General features: G+C 72.6%; 17 protein-coding genes. 9 read left to right on the forward strand and 8 right to left on the reverse strand.

What is annotated here, in order from left to right; translation table 11 throughout:
• Nucleotides 1–4: 4 nt before the first annotated feature.
• A complete protein-coding gene (locus H9645_RS08895) occupies nt 5–526 on the reverse strand; it encodes a hypothetical protein (protein ID WP_191729348.1) in 522 nt (173 codons plus the stop codon).
• An 83-nt stretch (nt 527–609) separates the two neighbouring features.
• Nucleotides 610–2,769 (reverse strand): adenosylcobalamin-dependent ribonucleoside-diphosphate reductase, encoded by a 2,160-nt coding sequence (locus tag H9645_RS08900; RefSeq protein ID WP_191729349.1) that lies wholly within the window; start codon nt 2,767–2,769, stop codon nt 610–612.
• Nucleotides 2,770–3,511: 742 nt separating this feature from the next.
• Here H9645_RS08900 and H9645_RS08905 point away from each other — a divergent pair.
• The 7 genes from H9645_RS08905 to H9645_RS08935 are packed head-to-tail and all read left to right on the forward strand — an operon-like array spanning nt 3,512 to nt 9,753.
• Nucleotides 3,512–4,960, forward strand: coding sequence for a trypsin-like peptidase domain-containing protein (locus H9645_RS08905; protein ID WP_191729350.1), 1,449 nt, complete (start codon nt 3,512–3,514; stop codon nt 4,958–4,960).
• A 25-nt stretch (nt 4,961–4,985) separates the two neighbouring features.
• On the forward strand, nt 4,986–5,348 hold the full coding sequence (locus tag H9645_RS08910) for a hypothetical protein (protein ID WP_191729351.1): 363 nt from the start codon (nt 4,986–4,988) through the stop codon (nt 5,346–5,348).
• Nucleotides 5,349–5,351: 3 nt separating this feature from the next.
• A complete protein-coding gene (locus H9645_RS08915) occupies nt 5,352–5,918 on the forward strand; it encodes a phage holin family protein (protein ID WP_191729352.1) in 567 nt (188 codons plus the stop codon).
• 10 nt (nt 5,919–5,928) lie between these two features.
• The gene (locus H9645_RS08920) at nt 5,929–6,462 is read left to right on the forward strand and encodes a protein sip-5 (RefSeq protein WP_191729353.1); all 534 of its coding nucleotides are present in this window, start codon (nt 5,929–5,931) and stop codon (nt 6,460–6,462) included.
• A gap of 16 nt (nt 6,463–6,478) precedes the next feature.
• Entirely contained in the window at nt 6,479–7,615 is a 1,137-nt protein-coding gene (locus tag H9645_RS08925; RefSeq protein ID WP_191729354.1) for an AI-2E family transporter, read from the forward strand.
• A gap of 18 nt (nt 7,616–7,633) precedes the next feature.
• Complete coding sequence (locus H9645_RS08930) at nt 7,634–8,380, forward strand: HAD family hydrolase (protein WP_191729355.1); 747 nt, start codon at nt 7,634–7,636, stop codon at nt 8,378–8,380.
• Nucleotides 8,377–9,753, forward strand: coding sequence for a leucyl aminopeptidase family protein (locus H9645_RS08935; RefSeq protein ID WP_191729356.1), 1,377 nt, complete (start codon nt 8,377–8,379; stop codon nt 9,751–9,753). Before H9645_RS08930 ends, H9645_RS08935 begins: the two co-directional genes overlap by 4 nt.
• Nucleotides 9,754–9,774: 21 nt before the next feature.
• On the opposite strand, the gene H9645_RS08940 is transcribed toward H9645_RS08935, so the two are convergent.
• The 6 genes from H9645_RS08940 to H9645_RS08965 form a co-directional block, all read right to left on the reverse strand.
• Complete coding sequence (locus H9645_RS08940) at nt 9,775–10,200, reverse strand: hypothetical protein (RefSeq protein WP_191729357.1); 426 nt, start codon at nt 10,198–10,200, stop codon at nt 9,775–9,777.
• Between the two features lie 106 nt (nt 10,201–10,306).
• Nucleotides 10,307–10,909: a response regulator gene (locus H9645_RS08945; protein WP_191729358.1), complete on the reverse strand. Its 603-nt coding sequence runs from the start codon at nt 10,907–10,909 to the stop codon at nt 10,307–10,309.
• Nucleotides 10,906–12,123, reverse strand: coding sequence for a sensor histidine kinase (locus H9645_RS08950; RefSeq protein WP_318240519.1), 1,218 nt, complete (start codon nt 12,121–12,123; stop codon nt 10,906–10,908). Before H9645_RS08950 ends, H9645_RS08945 begins: the two co-directional genes overlap by 4 nt.
• 48 nt (nt 12,124–12,171) lie before the next feature.
• Entirely contained in the window at nt 12,172–14,043 is a 1,872-nt protein-coding gene (locus H9645_RS08955) for a CIA30 family protein (RefSeq protein WP_191729360.1), read from the reverse strand.
• 12 nt (nt 14,044–14,055) lie between these two features.
• The gene (locus H9645_RS08960) at nt 14,056–14,844 is read right to left on the reverse strand and encodes an ABC transporter permease (protein ID WP_191729361.1); all 789 of its coding nucleotides are present in this window, start codon (nt 14,842–14,844) and stop codon (nt 14,056–14,058) included.
• Complete coding sequence (locus H9645_RS08965) at nt 14,844–15,758, reverse strand: ABC transporter ATP-binding protein (protein ID WP_191729362.1); 915 nt, start codon at nt 15,756–15,758, stop codon at nt 14,844–14,846. The genes H9645_RS08960 and H9645_RS08965 overlap by 1 nt, the downstream gene beginning before the upstream one ends.
• Nucleotides 15,759–15,904: 146 nt before the next feature.
• Here H9645_RS08965 and H9645_RS08970 point away from each other — a divergent pair, with 146 nt between their 5' ends.
• Together H9645_RS08970 and H9645_RS08975 are read left to right on the forward strand one after the other, a co-directional pair.
• Nucleotides 15,905–17,155, forward strand: coding sequence for an efflux RND transporter periplasmic adaptor subunit (locus tag H9645_RS08970; RefSeq protein WP_191729363.1), 1,251 nt, complete (start codon nt 15,905–15,907; stop codon nt 17,153–17,155).
• A gap of 87 nt (nt 17,156–17,242) precedes the next feature.
• Nucleotides 17,243–17,935: an ABC transporter ATP-binding protein gene (locus tag H9645_RS08975; protein WP_191729364.1), complete on the forward strand. Its 693-nt coding sequence runs from the start codon at nt 17,243–17,245 to the stop codon at nt 17,933–17,935.
• The last annotated feature ends 2 nt before the right edge of the window (nt 17,936–17,937 follow it).

Here is a 17,937-nt window from a genome sequence, read left to right on the forward strand (position 1 = left end):
GGTCTTACCTGCCCGCGGCCTTGCGCGCGGGCGCCTTCTTCGCGGCGGCCTTCCTGGCCGGCGCCTTCCTGGCCACCGCCTTCTTCGTGGCCGCCTTCTTCGCGACGGGCTTCTTCGCCGCCACCTTCCTGGCCGCCGCCTTCGGAGGCGTGGCCTTCTTCGCCACGGCCTTCTTCGCCGCCGCCTTCTTCACCGCTTTCCTGGCGACCTTCTTCGCGGCCTTCTTCCGCTTGATCGCGGCGGCCTCGGCGCGTGCACTGGCGCTGGTGGCCGCCAGCGACTGCTTGGCACCGGCCACGCGGCTGCCCACCGCCTTCTTCGCCACCGACGCCCGCTTGGTGACCGCCTTCTTCGCCTTGCCCGCGCCTTCCACCACGGCCTTCTCGGCCTTGCCCGCGGCCTGCTTCACCTGCTCCACCGCCTTGGACGCGCGCCTGGCCACCGTGCTGCCGACGTCCTTCGCCTTGTCGGCGACGGTCCCGGCGGCATTGCCGAGCGTCGCTGCGACCCCATTGCCGTTGCTCATCGTGTTTGCCTCGTCGTCATGGTCGCGGGCGGGGCGCCCGCAGGCCGGAATGTAGCGTGTGCGCCGCCGCGCGGCCGTGGTGGTCAGAACTTGCCGTAATAGCCCTCTTTCAGCGCGTCGAAGAGGTTGGCGGCAGTGTGGGTCTCGCCGTCGTACTCGATCTCCTCGTTACCCTTCACCTCCACCGTGCTGCCGTCCTCGAGCTCGAAGCGGTAGGTGGTGTTGGCGAGGTCGGAGTCCTTCACCAGCACGCCCTGGAAGGCGGCCGGGTTGAAGCGGAAGGTGGTGCAGCCCTTCAGCCCCTGCGCGTGGGCGTAGAGGTAGATGTCCTTGAAGTCCTCGTACGGATAGTCGGTCGGGACGTTGGCGGTCTTGGAGATCGACGAGTCGACCCACTTCTGCGCCGCGGCCTGGACGTCGACGTGCTCCTTAGGGCTGATGTCGTCGGCGCTGATGAAGTAGTCGGGCAGCTGCGCCGCCGGGTCCTCGCTGAACGGCATCGCCGCCGCATTGACCAGGTGGCGGTAGGCCAGCAGCTCGAACGAGAACACGTCCACCTTCTCCTTCGACTTCTTGCCCTCGCGGATCACGTTGCGGCTGTAGTGGTGCGCGAACGAGGGCTCGATGCCGTTGGATGCGTTGTTGGCCAGCGACAGGCTGATCGTGCCGGTGGGCGCGATCGAGCTGTGGTGGGTGAAGCGCGCGCCGTGCTCGGCGAGCTGTTCCACGAGCTCCGGGGCCACGCCGGCGACCTGCTGCATGTAGCGGCTGTAGCGCGCGTGCAGCACCTTGCCGGGGATCTCCTGGCCGACCTTCCAGCCGTCCTTCGCCATCTCCGGACGCTTGCGCAGCATCTCGGCGGTCACCGCGAAGCGCTCCTCCATGATCGGCGCCGGGCCCTTCTCCTGTGCCAGCGACAGGCCGGTTTCCCAGCCGGCCACGGCCATCTCGCGGGCCACGCGCTCGGTGAAGTCGCAGCTCTCCTTCGAGCCGTACTTCATCTTCAGCATCGTCACCGTGGAGCCCAGGCCCAGGAAGCCCATGCCGTGGCGGCGCTTGCGCATGATCTCCTCGCGCTGCTGCGGCAGCGGCAGGCCGTTGACCTCGACCACGTTGTCGAGCATGCGGGTGAACACGCGCACGACCTCCTTGTATTCCTCCCAGTCGAACCTCGCCTGGTCGGTGAAGGGGTCGCGCACGAACCTGGTCAGGTTGACCGAGCCCAGCAGGCAGGCGCCGTAGGCCGGCAGCGGCTGCTCGCCGCAGGGATTGGTGGCGCGGATGTTCTCGCACCACCAGTTGTTGTTCATCTCGTTGACGCGGTCGATGAGGATGAAGCCGGGCTCGGCGTAGTCGTACGTCGAGACCATGATCATGTCCCAGAGGTGCCGGGCCTTGACCTTGCCGTAGACCTTGCAGGCCACCAGGCCGTCGTCGCGCACGATGTAGCCTTCGTGCTGCGGCCACTCGCGCCAGACGACGCTCGCGGCGTCGGCCAGGTCGACGTCGCCCTGCTCCTTGGCGCTGACCGGGAACACCAGCGGCCACTCCGCGTCGGCCTTGACCGCCTCGATGAAGCCGTCGGTCACCAGCAGCGAGAGGTTGAACTGGCGCAGGCGCCCGTCCTCGCGCTTGGCGCGGATGAAGTCGCGCACGTCGGGGTGGCTGACGTCGAAGGTGCCCATCTGCGCGCCGCGGCGGCCACCGGCCGACGACACCGTGAAGCACATCTTGTCGTAGATATCCATGAAGGACATCGGGCCCGAGGTGTAGGCGCCGGCGCCGGCCACGAACGCGCCGCGCGGGCGCAGCGTCGAGAACTCGTAGCCGATGCCGCAGCCGGCCTTCAGCGTCAGCCCGGCCTCGTGGACCTTCTCCAGGATGCCGTCCATCGAGTCGACGATGGTGCCCGACACGGTGCAGTTGATCGTGCTGGTGGCCGGCTTGTGCTCGAGCGCGCCGGCATTGGAGGTGATGCGGCCGGCGGGGATCGCGCCGCGGCGCAGCGCCCACAGGAAGCGCTCGTTCCAGTACTTCCGCTTCTCGGGGGTGTCCTCGGCCTCGGACAGCGCGCGCGCGACGCGCTGGCAGGTGCCGTCGATGTCGACGTCCAGCGCCTCGCCCTGCTTGGTCTTCAGGCGGTACTTCTTGTCCCAGATGTCGACCGAAGCCGGCTGCATCGGGATGTCCTGGTCGGTGCCAGCCATCGTGTTCTTCACAGCCTCCAGGCGAACCGTGCTCATGCTGCTTCCATCTCCTTGATCCTGGCCGGTCGCGCGCGAACCGGCTGTCGTGGTCTGTCGTGCCCGGCACGTCCCGGTGGACGGGGGCGCCGATGGCGAAGCCACGCCGCGCGCTTTCGCGCAGCGTGGTTCATCTGATGTCCCTTGTGTCCCCTGTCACGTTCTGCATGCGCCAGCACCTTTCCGCCGCAGCGGATGGGTTGAATGGCCAAACCCCACTACTTGGGTGGACTTCACTATGCCAACCCCAAGATGTAGTGGCAAGCGGAACGGTGACGCTACGCCCGGGTGGAGGCCAAGTCAACCGCCGCGATGATGCGCCCGACGCGATGCGTCCGAAGTGCCGGCCGGCGGTTTGGCCCCCGCCTAGGGTGGATCCGGAGTACCCGCAGGCCGCGGGTGCGACCGTCCCCCGACCCCGGCGGAAGCGCGCCGGGGGGATCCGTTGCCGCCGTCCTCGCGCTTGCGCCGCGGGCCGCAGGAAGCACCGTGGTCGGGAACCCGGGGTCGGCGCCCGCGCACCGCCTCTAGCGCGGGCCTGCGTCACCCGGCGGCCGGATCCACGTCCGGCCGCCGTCGCCGGTAAATGCCAATTCAGTTTTCAGCGGTACGATGCGGGCTCGACACGTGCCGCCACTCCGCTGCCAGCGGCATCGCGCCGGGTTCGCCGGGCCTGCGGCTGCGACCCGTGCGCGGGCGGCTTCACGTTTCTGCCACCGCGAACACCGGATAACAGACGTACATGCGCGCTCCCTCCCGCACCACACTCCTCGCCCTGGTTGCCGCCGCCGCGTTCGGCGGCTTCGCCGCGACCCTCATCCGCGACAGCCTGGATGCGCCGGCGCGTGCCGAGCCCGTCGTGGCCGCCGTGCCGATGGCCTCGACCCTGCCGGGCGTCGTCGACGGCCAGGCCATGCCCTCGCTCGCGCCGATGCTGCGCCGGGTCACGCCGGCCGTGGTCAGCGTGCACTCCCGGCAGCGCGTGCGCATCAACAATCCCTTCGCCAACGACCCGTTCTTCCGCCGGATGTTTCCCAACGTCCCCGACGAGCGCATCAACGAATCGCTCGGCTCGGGCGTGATCGTCGACGCCGCGCGCGGCTACGTGCTGACCAACCACCACGTCATCGAGGGCGCCGACGAGGTGTCGGTGACCCTCAGCGACGGCCGCACCCTGACCGCGGAGTTCGTCGGCTCCGACGCCGACACCGACGTCGCGCTGATGCGCATCCCGGTGCCGGGCGACGGCCAGCCGCTGCAGGCGATCCAGCTCGCCGACAGCGGCGCACTGCAGGTGGGCGACTTCGTGGTCGCGGTCGGCAACCCCTTCGGCGTCGGCCAGACGGTGACCTCGGGCATCGTGTCCGCGGTCGGGCGGAGCAACGTGCCCGGCGTCGGCTTCCAGAACTTCATCCAGACCGATGCCAGCATCAATCCGGGCAACTCCGGCGGCGCGCTGGTGAACCTGCGCGGCGAACTGGTCGGCATCAACACCGCAAGCTTCAACCCGCGCGGCAGCATGGCCGGCAACATCGGCCTCGGCTTCGCCATCCCGGCCAACCTGGCGCGCAGCGTGATGCAGCAGCTCGACGCGCACGGCGAGGTCCGCCGCGGCTCGCTCGGCATCGACACCCAGGACCTCGACGACCGCCTGGCCGCCAGCCTCGGCCTGCCGGCCGGCAGCCGCGGCGCGGTGGTCACGCGCGTGCAGACCGGGTCCGCCGGCGCAGAGGCGGGACTGCGCCCCGGCGACGTGATCGTCGCCGCCAACGGCCAGCGGATCGACGACGGCGAGACGCTGCGCAACTTCCAGGGCCTGCAGCCCGCCAACGCCCGCGTCACCCTCGACGTCCGCCGCGACGGCAGGACGCTCCAGCTGCCGGCCACGCTGCGCGAACAGCCGCGCACGCTCAGTGGCCAACAGCTCGACCCGCGGCTGTCCGGCGCCAGCTTCGTCGAGTTGCCCGAAGCGCTGCGGCGCGGCGGCGTGTCCGGCGTGCTGGTCGAGGAGGTCGCCTCCGGCAGCCGCGCCGCGCGCAACGGCCTGCGCGCCGGCGACGTGGTGGTCGCCGCCGCCGGCGAGCGCGCATCCGACCTGCCCGCCCTGCGCGCGGTGCTGGCCGATCCCCCCGCGCAGCTGGTGCTGCGCATCCTGCGAGGCCGCGGCCAGGGCAACCTGGTCATGGAATGAATCCGATCCCCCAAGGAGAAACGCGATGAGCCCGACCCATACCGAAAACCTGAAGGCCAGCCTGTCCGAAGCCGGCGGCCACCTGAAGCAGGCCGCGTCCGATACCGCCGATGCGGTGCGCGGCGCCGCCTCCGCCGCCGGCGAGGAAATGCGCCTGGGCCGCGCCAACCTGAAGGCCGACCTGGCGGACGGCGCCGTCGCCGGGCTGTCCGCGCTGGAGGAGGCTGCCGGCGCCGGCAGCGAGCAGGTCGACCAGCTGCTGGAGAAGGGCCGCGACCTCGTCGACAGCGCCGCCGACCTGATCCGCGAGCGTCCGATCGCGTCCTTCGGCGTCGCCTTCGCGGCCGGCTGGATCATCGCCAAGCTCGCCCGCAGCGGCGACCGCTAGGACGTGGAGCCACGCACGCCCAGCGGACCCGGCCCGGCGGAGCCAGCGCCGGGCGGGCCGGAGCCCGCGCCTGGATCCGCGCCGCCGCCCGCGCCCGACCTGGCCGAAACGCTGCGCGGGCTGCGCGACAGCGGCAAGGCCGGCATCGGGGCCGCGGGCGACGCGGCCAGGGCCCTGCGCGAACTGGTCGCGGCCGACGTCTCGCTCGCGCGCAGCGCGGCCGGGCGCAGCGCCGTGTTCGCGGGCGTCGCGGTGATGTTCGGCGTCTCGGCCTGGCTGCTGCTGATGACCGCCCTGATCGTGGTGCTGAGCAACCAGGTCGGCCTGCCGTGGTGGATGTCGCTGGCCGGCTGCGGCCTGCTCAGCCTGCTGGGCGCGTGGCTTGCGTTGCAGAAGGCGACCGACTACTTCGAACACACGCGGCTCAAGGCGACGCGGCGCCAGCTCGCCCGCCTGGGCATCGGCGAGCTGTCGGACCTGATGCCCGACCCCGGCTCTCCGGCCTCCGCCCGCGCCGCCGGATCCGCAGTACATGACGACGCGCGTGCCGAAGGCAAGACGCCCCCATGAGGCCATGGACATGAGTTTCGAAGCCCTGCAGGCCAAGGTCGCGCGCGCCGAAGACGCGCTGGAAGCGCGCGAGCGCCAGGTCGCGGCCGATTTCCGCGTGTTCGGCGGCTGCTGGCGCGAGACATGGTCGCCACCGCGGGTGGTGATCGCCGGCCTCGCCGCCGGCCTCCTCGCCGGCTGGGCGCAGCCCGGCCGCGCGATCGCCGGCGTGCAGCCGGCCCGCTGGCTGCAGCTGGCCACCAGCCTCGCAGGCCTGGCAGGCACGCTGCAGGCGGCCTTCGCGGCGTCGGACGCCAAGGATGCGGCCGAGGACGCGGGCGACGCGGCGGCGGTCGCGAGTGGCCAGCCGCCGGGGAAAAAGGTGCCGGCGGACGAGGCCGCGGCCGCCCGGGCGGCGGCGCCAACGGCACCGGCCGATGCCGTCGCGACCGCGCCGTCCGGCCCGGCCGTGCCGCCCAGCGCACGCCGCTACGTTCCGGATCCCAGCTGGGACGCGCCCCCGCGCCCCGCGGAAGCCGCCACCGAAATGTCCGAACGGCGCTGAGCGCACCGCTCCCGCCATGAGCGCCACCGGCCCGGACATCGATTCCGCCCATCCCTCCGCGGACGCAGGCCCGCCCGCCCCCGTCGTCGCGACGCCCTCCACGGTGCCGCCGCGCCCGCGGGCCCCCGGCGCGGTCGTCGTCTTGGCCTTCCTCGCCGTGGGCTACACGCTGTGGGCCGCCCAGGGCGTGGTCCTGCCGGTCCTGCTGGCGATGTTCCTGGCGCTGGTCGGCAATCCGCTGATCCGCGGCCTGCGCCGCCTCTACGTGCCCCGCTTCCTGGCAGCGCTGCTGGTGCTGGTCGGCGGGATCGCCGGCGCCGGCCTCCTCGGCCAGCAGCTGCTGGCGCCGGCGGTGGACTGGATGCAGGAGGCACCCCGGCAGATGCGCCAGGTCGGGCGCGAACTGAGCGAGCTGGTGAAGCCGGTGCAGGAGGCCAACCGGGTCGCCGAGGACATCGCGCGCCAGGCCAGCGGCGACGGTGGACGCAAGGTCGAGGTGGTGCGCACGGTTCCCGACGATCCCTACGCCCTGCTCACGCAGGCGCCGAAGGCCGTTGGCGGCGTCCTGGCCGTGGTGCTGCTGACCTTTTTCTTCATGGTCTTCGGCGAGGACCTGCAGCGCCGCGCGATCGCGCTGCTGCCCACGCGCCAGCGCCAGAGGATCACCGTGGAGATCATGCAGTCGATCGAGCGCGACCTGTCGCGCTACGTCCTCACCATCAGCCTGATCAATGCCGGGGTCGGCCTGCTGCTGGCGGCGGTGCTGCACTTCGCGCTGGGCGTGGACGTGCCCGAGGCCCTGCTCTGGGGCACGATCGCGACCCTGCTCAACTTCGCCCCCTACGTCGGCCCGGCGATCGGCGTGGTGCTGATGCTGGCCATGGGCTTCGTCACCTGGGACGAAGTCGGTCCGTCGCTGCTGCCCGCGGCCATCTACCTTGGCCTGCACACGCTGGAAGGCCAGCTGGTGACGCCGCTGGTGCTGGGCCAGCGCATGCAGCTGTCGCCGCTGGTCCTGATCCTGGCGCTGCTGGTGTTCGGCTGGCTGTGGGGCATCGTCGGGCTCCTGCTGGCGGTGCCGCTGCTGGTCTGCGTCAAGCGGGTGCTGGCGCGCATCGACGGCCTGCAGGGCTGGGCCCGCCTGCTCGAGTAGCGGCCTTACAATGGCGCCATGGCCTTCGCAGTCCGCGCCATCACCCTCGACCTCGACGACACCGTGTGGCCGTTCGCACCGATCGGCGCGCGCATCGAGCGCGTGCTCGACGACTGGATGCGCCGGCACAGCCCCGTGACCGCGGAGATGTTCCCGATCGACGCCATGCGCGCGCTGCGCGAGCGCGTGGCCGGCGAGCACCCGGCGCTGGGCCACGACATGTCGGCACTGCGCCGCCTGACGCTGGAGGCGGCGCTGCGCGAAAGCGGCGGCGACGTCGCCCTGGCCGACGCCGCCTACGAGGCCTTCTTCGCCGAGCGCAACCGGGTGGAGTGCTACCCCGACGCCATCGATGCGCTGGAGCGCATCAGCGCCCGCGTCCCGGTCGCGGCGCTGAGCAACGGCAACGCCGACCTCGCGCGCATCGGCCTGGACCATCTGTTCACCGCGCAGCTCAGCGCCTGCACCTTCGGCAGCGCCAAGCCCGATCCGGCCATCTTCCTCGCCGCCTGCGGTCTGCTGCAGCTCCCGCCGGCCGAGGTGCTGCACGTAGGCGACCACCCCGACGCCGACGTCGCCGGCGCCGCGCGCGCGGGGCTGCGCAGCTGCTGGATCAACCGCGCCGGCGACGACGGCCGCCGCGCCCGCTGGCCGCACGCCGACATCGAACCCGACCTGCATTTCGATTCCCTGGCCGCACTGGCCGACTGGCTGGAGGAGGCGCCGTCCGCCCCCGCCGCACGCACCCGGAGCCCCCACGCATGAACCCCATCGACTGCTACGCCCCCGCCGGCACCGCCGGTGCCCGCCCGCTGCACCTGGTCTCGAAGGACGCACTGGGCGCCTGGCGCGAGGTCCAGCCGGAGACGGTCATCACGTGGCTGGACGCGCACGGCTTCGACGCCTCCGCGGGCAGCTGCGTGGTGGTCCCGGGCGCTGACGGGACGCCGGCCGCCGCGGTGCTCGGCATCGGCGACACGCTCGACCCCTGCGCCTACGCGCACGCTCCGCGCGCGCTGCCGGCCGGCGACTGGGCCCCGGCCGGCGACCTCGACGCCGATGCCCTGCGCGCGCTGCAGCTGGGCTGGGGCCTGGGCAGCTACGACTTCGACCGCTACCGCAAGGCGAAGCCCGCGCGCGCGCGGCTGGCGCTGGCCGCGGCCGATGCCGAGACCCTCGACGTGCTGGCCGCGACCGCGCGCGTGCGCGACCTGGTCAACACGCCGACCCAGGACATGGGTCCGGACCAGCTGGAGGCCGTTGCCCGCGGCATCGCCGAAGCACACGGCGCCCGCTTCGAGGCGATCACCGGCGATGCCCTGCTGGAGCAGAACTTCCCGGCCATCCACGCCGTCGGCCGCGCTTCGCATCGCGCGCCGCGACTGCTCGCGCTGCGCTGGGGCGACGACGCGCACCCGCACGTGGCCATCGTCGGCAAGGGCGTGTGCTTCGACACCGGCGGCTTGGACATCAAGCCCGCCGACGGCATGCGCAACATGAAGAAGGACATGGGCGGCGCCGCGCACGCGATCGCCCTGGCCGAGCTGGTGATGGCGCGGAAGCTGCCGCTGCGCATCACCCTGCTGGTGCCGGCGGTGGAGAACGCGATCGGCCCCGACGCCTTCCGCCCGGGCGAAGTCATCGCCACGCGCACCGGGGTCAGCGTCGAAATCGACAACACCGACGCCGAGGGCCGGGTGATCCTGGGCGACGCGCTGGCCTATGCCGGCGAGCAGTCGCCGGATCTCGTGCTCGACTTCGCCACCCTCACCGGCGCCGCGCGCATCGCGCTGGGTCCGGACCTGCCGGCGCTCTTCAGCAACGACGATGCCATGGCACAGGCCTGGCTGGACGCCGGCATGCAGGCGCGCGACCCGCTGTGGCGCATGCCGCTGTGGCGGCCCTACCTGCGCTACCTGACCAGCAAGGTCGCCGACATGGCCAACGCCGGCTCGAAGATGGCCGGCAGCGTGACCGCCGCGCTGTACCTGGAGCGCTTCGTGCCGAAGGACATGCCCTGGGCGCACCTGGACACCTACGCCTGGAACGACAGCGACCGCCCCGGCCGCCCCGCCGGCGGCGAGGCGCTGGGCCTGCGCGCGGCCTACGGGATGCTCAGGGCGAAGTCGGGCGGCTGAGGCAAGCTCGGGGCGACGCCCTCAGCGCAGCCAGCCGCGTGCCGAAGCACGGCGCGCATACCAGAGCAGGAATGCCGCGATGCCGGTGATCACGAAGGTCATCGGCAGTCCGGACGCACCCGAGGCCTGCCACGCCGGCGTCAGCGCGTAGATCGCGATCATCTGCACCAGCACCGAGGCCAGTGAAATCGCGAACAGCGGCAGCGCCCAGCGTCTGCGCAGCAGCAGGCCCAGCGAACCCAGCGCCCCGGTGAACACCGCAACGCCGTAGACCACCGCCAGCCAGCCGGGCATCGCCTCGTACACCACGCGCTGCTCTTCGGGCATGGCGGCGACCTGCTCGGGCGTGAGGCCGGTCTGCAGGAAGAACATCGTCACGCCGATCAGATTCCACGCGAGGGCGAGAATCGACACGGCGCGGAATGAAGCGGGTGCAGTGGTCACCATGCGTCGATTCCCCGGGTGTGGACGAGGCAAGCCTACGCCTGCGGGCGATCCGGCGGCCAGGGCCGGCGCATTGAAGCGACGCGCTGGCGACCCGCCTGCACCGCCGCTACAGCCAGCCCTTCTGCCGGGCGAGGCGCGCGGCCTCGATGCGGTTGCCGACGCCGAGCTTGCCGATGGCTTCGGAGAGGTAGTTGCGCACCGTGCCCTGCGAGAGGCCCAGCGCGGCGGCGATCGCGCCCGCCGACTGGCCCTCGCCCGCAAGCCGCAGCACCTGGCGCTCGCGCTCGTTGAGCGGATCGGCCTCGGACCAGGCTTCGAGCGCGAGCTGCGGATCGATCGCACGCCCGCCCGCGTGCACGCGGCGCAGCGCTGCGGCCAGCTGCTCGGCGGGGGCGTCCTTCAACAGGTAACCCTGCACGCCCGCGTCCAGCGCACGACGCAGGTAGCCGGCGCGCGCGAAGGTGGTGACGATCACCACCTTCGTCGCCAGGTCGTGACGCTGGATGCGCTGCGCCAACTCCAGCCCGGTCAGCCCCGGCATCTCGATGTCGGTGACCAGCAGGTCTGGCGCGGTGCGCTGCAGTTCGCGCCAGGCGGCCTCTCCGTCGGCGGCCACGGCCACGACTTCGATGTCGTCCTCCAGCGCCAGCAGCGCCGCCAGCGCGCCGCGCAGCATGGCCTGGTCCTCGGCAAGCACGATGCGGATCACCGGCCACCACCCGACGGGCCGGCATCCGCGCCGATGTCCGGATCCGTGCCTGCCGCATCGCCGCCATCGTCGGCCACCAGCGGCAGCCAGGCCTCGACCACGGTGCCGTGGCCGCGCTTCGACTCCACCCGCAGCCGTCCGCCAAGCGCCTCCACGCGTTCGCGCATGCCGGCCAGGCCGTTGCCCGGCGTAAGCGCACCGCCGCGGCCGTCGTCGCTGATGCGCAGGACCACGCCGTCGCCCTCGGAGCGCAGGACGACATCGGCCTGGCCGGCGTCAGCGTGGCGCTGGACGTTGGTCACCGCCTCGCGCACCACCAGCGCCAGCGCGTTCTCGACCCGCGGCGGCAGGGCCGCGCCGGCCATGCCCGACTCGTTCCAGTCATGGCGCAGCGCCACGCCGTCGCATTCGAGCAGCAGCTTCGCCGAGGCGAGTTCGGCGGCGATGCCGGCCGAGCGGATGCCGCTGACCGCGGAGCGCACCTGGGCCAGGGCGTCGCGCGCGACCCGGCTGACCGCGTCGATCTCGCTGCGCGCCGCCACGGGGTCACGTTCGACCAGGCGCGCGGCGAGGTCGGACTTCAGGGCCACCAGCGACAGCGTGTGCCCGAGCAGGTCGTGCAGGTCCCGGCCGATGCGCTCGCGCTCGGCCACGGCGGCGAGCCGGCGCACCTCGTCGTGCGAAAGGCGGAGCGCGGCATCCTTGCGCTGGCCGACGTGCTCGGCCTGCACCACCAGCGCCACGATCACCGTCACCACCGGCAGCCAGACCAGCGCCTGCCACGGATAGCCGATCCACAGCGCCAGCGCGACGAAGGCGGTGCACAGCGCACCCAGCACCAGCAGGTAGTCGCGCAGCGAGGCGGTGCGCCAGGTGCGCAGCATCACGCAACCGAAGATGAAGTAGCTCATGCCCGAGGGATACCAGGGCAGCAGCGCGAAGCTCAGCGCGACCATCGCCAGCGCATGGCGCGGCGCCACGCGCTGCGGACTCAGCAGCGCCATGGCGTACAGCCAGAGGAACAGCGGATACGACAGCAGGGTCAGCAGCCCCCAGCGCAGGCTGTAGCCGTCAGGCGTGAACAGCGGGGTGACGAACACCCACAGCGTCCACATCAGGTGGACCCACTCGGTCCACTGCGGCCGCCCCAGGCGCAGCGTCGCCGCCATCAGCGAATCCGGCGCCGGCGCGAACCACGCGCGCCAGCCGGTCACGCTCCCACCCCGTGTCGATGCCTGCTGCATGGCGCGATGATGCCGCACTCAGCGCAGCTCGACCTGATCGATGGACAGTTCGAAGCCACCCTCGGGGAGGCCTGCGGTGATCGCCACCGCGCGCAGCGTGGCGGGATCGGCGCCGGCGAAGGCCGACAGCGGGATCCGCACCTCGGTCCACGCGGGGCCGGCGGTGAACGACTGCATCGCCGGCATGCCCTGCATCGACGGACCGGAGAACAGCATGGCCTGGTAGGTGCGGCCATCGCCGCGCGCCTGGAACACCAGCTCGCTGCGCGACGAGGCGTCCACCGGCTGCATCGGCTGCGCGCCCGGATGGAACATGGTGCCGGCCCAGGGGAAGGCGAAGCCGGGGCGGATCTCGCCGCTCACCCGCAGCGCGCCGCGCGAACCGCCCGCGCCGCCCGCGATCCACGCCTGCGTGGCCGTGGAACGGCCGCCGGCCATGGCATCGGTGGTGACCTGCCAGCCGTGTCCGTAGCGCACGCCGGTGCCGCCGCCCTCGAAGTCCGCGACCAGGGCACCGTCGGCGATCGCGGGCGCGGCGGGGGACGCGGCGGCCTGGTCGACGCGCGGCCGCGCCACGGCGTGGCCGTTCTTCCAGATCCCGGCGATGGCGCGCGTGGCCTCGATGTCGAGGGTTGGATCGCCTTCGACCAGCAGCAGGTCGGCGCGCAGTCCCGGCGCGATGCGGCCACGGTCGTCGAGGCCGAAGCGGCGCGCGGGCACCGAGGTGGCGGCAGCCAGCGCCTCGACCGGCGACAGGCCCGCGCGCACCAGCAGCGCCAGCTCGCCGTGCATGCTGACGCCGTGCGCGGTGCCGGGATTGCCGGCGTCGGTGCCGGCGAGGACGTCCACGCCGGCCACGTGCAGGGCGGCGACGCTGCGCAGCGCGTTGTCGAGCGCCTGCGGCCGCGGCGCGCCCGGAAAGCTGGCGGCAAGTCCGGCGCGCTGCGCGGCTTTCAGCCACGGCGACAGGCGCACGTCGTCGGCCAGCGCCGCGCCGCCGCCGTCATGCGCGAAACCGGCGATCACCGACAGCGTCGGCGTGACGAAGGCGTCGGCCTGCTTCGCGGCGGCGACGAACGCCGGCGAGGCGGCCACGTCGTGGAAGACGTGCACCAGCCCGTCGGCGCCCGACTCCACCGCGTGCAGCGCGTCGGCCTGCGAGGCCGCGTGCACCAGGGCGAGACGCTGCCGGGCTTGGGCGGCGACGATCGCGTCCGTGACCTGGGCCGGCGTGATCGTCGGCAGCCGGCGGTCGGCCGAGTGCGTGCTGAAGTCCTCGACGATCAGCTTGATGTAGTCCGAACCCTCGGCCACCCGCGCATCGACGAAGGCCCGCGCGTCGCCGTCGGCGCCCAGCGTCGGCACCGGGAAGCCGAACTGGGTGCCGTGGCCGCCCTCGGTGGTGACCGTGGCGCCGGCGGTCCAGAGGTCGGCCTGCGGCGTCGCCGCGAGCGACTCGCGCTGCGCGCGCAGCGCCGGGATCCGGTTCCAGTCGCCGAACATGTCGAGCTCGGCGGTGACGCCGAAGCGCAGGGCGTCGCGCTGCGCGTCGCCCCAGCTGTGGGTGTGCGCGTCGATGAAGCCCGGCAGCAGGGTGCGCCCGACGCCGTCCACGACCTCCAAGCCCGCGGGAATGGCGACGCCCGCACCGACGGCTTCGATGCGGCCGTCGCGCACGACCACGTTCGCCTCCGGCAGCACGCGTATGCCGTCGAACACGCGCACGCCGGCGATGGCGAAGGCCGCGCCTTGGCCGCCGGACGGCAGCGCCCCGGCAGGCGCGGACGCGAGGTCGTGCGTGGACGTCGAACGTGGCTGTGCGAACACCACCGCGCCGGCGATGGCGGCAGCGATGGCCGTGGCGGCAAGGACTTCAGGCAGGCGGGTCATGGCGTGGACTCCTCAACCGCGCCGCGCCAGCCGCGCGTGCGCCAGGACGAAGAAGCCGATCGTCACCGCCAGCAGCACGCCGATATGCAGGGCCGCCGGCTGCCCCGCGTCCATGCCGACCACCTTCAGCGCGAGCTGGGCGTGGTGGTAGGACGGCCAGGCCGGCGCCAGCCGGGCCAGCGCATCCGGCAGCATCGACAGCGGCAGCCACAGCCCGGACAGGAAAGCCATCGGCAGGTAGAGCAGGTTGACCACTACCGGCGCGGCCGCGCCGCTGGCGAGCGTGCCGACATAGAGGCCCAGCGCGCAGAACGGCAGCGCGCCGGCCACGTGCACCGCCCACAGCAGCAGCCACTGCGCGGGGGCCAGCGACACGCCGGCCAGCGTCGCCGCGATCACCGCCAGCAGCAGCGAGACGATCGCCGAGAACAGCAGGGCCATCGCCATCTTCGACATCAGGTAGGCGCCCGGCGGCACCGGCAGCGCGCGCTTGAGCGCGAGCAGGCCCTGGTCGCGGTCCATCGCTACCGTCACGCCGAAGCCGAACAGCGCCGCGCCCATGACGCCGAACACGCCGTAGGTCGCCAGCAGGTACTGGCCGGCACCGCCGCCGCGGTTCATCGCGACGCCGAACAGCAGGTAAAACATGGCCGGGAACAGCAGCGTCGGCAGCGCGAAGATGGGCGTGCGCAGCAGGCCGAGGAACTCGTACTTCGCCTCCAGCAGGCGGGCGCGCAGCAGCGGGTGCCGGCGCGTGGCGGGCACATGGGCGTCGGGGCGGACATCGGGAACGGCATGCATCACGCGGCCTCCTGCATCGGTGCGTCACGGGTGATTTCAAGGAAGGCCTCCGCGAGGCCGGCGCGGCTGACATCGAGGCTGGAGAGCGCCGGATCAGCCGCCAGCAGCCGGCGCACGACGTCCTCGGCGGTGCCGGTCACCACCTCCAGGCGTCCGCCGTCGCGGTTCGCCGCGCGCACGCCGGGCCAGCGCGCGACCTCGGCGGCATCCAGCGCGGTGACGCAGCGGATGCGGCGCTGGTCGACGCGCGCGCGCACGGCGTCGAGGCTGCCTTCGGCGACCACGCGGCCGCCGGCCAGCACCACCACGCGGTCGGCCAGTGCTTCGGCTTCCTCGAGGTAGTGCGTGGTCAGCAGCACCGAGGTGCCGCCGGCCACCAGCGCGCGCAGGCCGCGCCACAGGCCCTGCCGCGCCTCGATGTCGAGGCCGGTGGTGGGTTCGTCGAGGAACAGCACGCGCGGCCGGCCGCAGATCGCCAGCGCGAACTGCACGCGCCGCTGCTGCCCGCCCGAGAGCGTTCCGTAGCGGCGCGCGAGCAGGCCGTCGAGGCCGGCGATCGCCACGCACTCCGACACGTGGAGCGGATCGGGGTAGTAGCTGCGGACGAGGTCGAGGTGCTCGGACACCGCCAGCGTCGGCGCCAGCGCGCCCGACTGCAGCATCACGCCCACGCCCTGGCGCGCGGCCAGATCCCGCGGGCTGCGGCCGCACAGCCGTGCCTGCCCGGCATCGGGCTCGAGCAGGCCCAGCAGCAGCGACACCGCCGTGGTCTTGCCGGCGCCGTTGGTGCCGAGCAGCGCCAGCACCTGGCCCGCACGCAACTCCAGGTCGACCTCCTCCAGCGCCAGCGTGCCGCCGTAGCGCTTGCTGGCGCCGCTCAGGCTGGCCAGCGGAATCTCGCAACGGTGTTCCATGTCCGTCCTCCTCGGCAGGATTCCAGAATCCCCGCCGGAGGCCCACGGCGGCAGTCCCGTGCATCATCCGTAGAAAGTGACAACCGTCAGGTGACCCGCACCGTCGATGCCGTCACACTCGGCCCCTTGCCGTCGTCGGGGATGCCATGAACACGAAAGCCGACCTGCTGCGCGAGCTGCGCATCGACCGCCAGCCCACGCCCCCGCCCTCGCGGCGCGGGCTCTGGATCGGACTCGGCATCGTGGTCGCGGCGCTGCTGCTCGCCGCGCTGGCCTGGGCGCTGCTGTCCGGTGGACGCGCGATCGAAGTCCGCACCGCCACCGCGGCGGCGACCGGCGACGGCGGCAGCGGCACGACCTCGGTGCTCGACGCCAGCGGCTACGTCGTCGCCCGGCGCATGGCCACCGTCTCGGCCAAGATCACCGGCCGCGTGCGCGAGGTGCTGATCGAGGAGGGCATGGCGGTCGAGGAAGGCCAGGTCATGGCCACGCTCGACCCCGTCGATGCCGACGCGCAGAACGCGCTGGCCCGGGCCCAGCTCGGCGCCGCGCGCAGCCAGATCGCCGGCGTCCAGGCGCAGCTGTCCGAGGCCGAGGCCAACGCGACGCGCCTGTCGGGCCTGGTACGCCAGCAGCTGGTGTCGCGCGCGCAGTACGACCAGGCGGTGGCCCAGCGCGACGCGCTGCGCGCCCAGCTGACCACGGCACGGCGCAACGCGCAGGTCGCGAGCGAAAGCGTGCGCATCAGCGACATCGGCGTCGACAACACCGTGGTGCGCGCGCCGTTCGCCGGCGTGGTCGTCGCCAAGGCCGCGCAGCCGGGCGAGATCGTCTCGCCGCTGTCGGCCGGCGGCGGCTTCACCCGCACCGGCATCGGCACCATCGTCGACATGGATTCGCTCGAGGTCGAGGTCGACGTCGGCGAGGCCTACATCGGCCGCGTGCAGGCGAAGATGCCGGTCGAGGCCACGCTCAATGCCTATCCCGACTGGAAGATCCCGGCCGAGGTGATCGCGATCATTCCCACCGCCGACCGCGGCAAGGCCACGGTCAAGGTGCGCGTGGCGCTGAAGGAGAAGGATCCGCGGATCGTGCCCGACATGGGCGTGACCGTGAGCTTCCTCGAGCGCGCGCCCGACGCCGGCGAAGGCGACGATGCGCCACGCGGCGTGCGCGTGCCGGAGGCGGCGGTGGCCACGCGCGACGGTGGCGACGTGGTGTTCGTCGTTGCCGGCAGCGACGACGAGGCCGTGGCCGAGCGCCGCGGCGTCAGCACCGGCGGTGCCTCGGGCGGCCAGCGCATCCTGCTGTCGGGCGTGGCGCCCGGCGAGACCGTGATCCTCGATCCGCCCCGCGACCTGGCCGACGGCGACAGGGTCACCCCTGCCAGCCCCTAGGCGCCTCCCCGACCGGAACCACGCTGGACACGTCCCTGCAGGAGCGTTCGGGTCCACCGCATCCACTACATCCACCGGAGCCTCGTGATGACGACCCTGGTATCGATCCGCAACCTCACCAAGTCCTACCAGCGCGGCCCGGAGAAGGTCGACGTGCTGCACGGGCTGGACCTGGACATCGCATCCGGCGACTTCGTCGCGCTGATGGGCCCCTCGGGCTCGGGCAAGACCACGCTGCTGAACCTGATCGGTGGCCTCGACGCGCCCAGCAGCGGCGAGATCGACGTCGCCGGCCAGCGCATCGACCGCATGGGCGCGGGCCAGCTGGCCGCGTGGCGCAGCCAGAACGTTGGCTACGTGTTCCAGTTCTACAACCTGATGCCGGCGCTCAGTGCGCAGAAGAACGTCGAGCTGCCGCTGCTGCTGACGAAGCTCGGTGGCGCGCAGCGCAAGCGCAACGCGCAGATCGCGCTGGAGCTGGTGGGCCTGTCCGACCGGGTGTCGCACAAGCCGGCCGAGCTCTCTGGCGGCCAGCAGCAGCGCGTGGCGATCGCGCGCGCGATCGTCTCGGACCCGACGCTGCTGATCTGCGACGAACCCACCGGCGACCTCGACCGCCAGTCGGCCGAGGAGATCCTGGGCCTGCTGCAGGAGCTCAACCGCGAGCACGGCAAGACCATCGTGATGGTCACGCACGATCCGAAGGCGGCCGAATACGCCAGCCACACCCTGCACCTCGACAAGGGCGTGCTGGTCGAGCAGCAGGCGCACGCGGCCTGAGC

The organism is Luteimonas colneyensis (genome assembly GCF_014836665.1).
Lineage (GTDB): Bacteria > Pseudomonadota > Gammaproteobacteria > Xanthomonadales > Xanthomonadaceae > Luteimonas > Luteimonas colneyensis.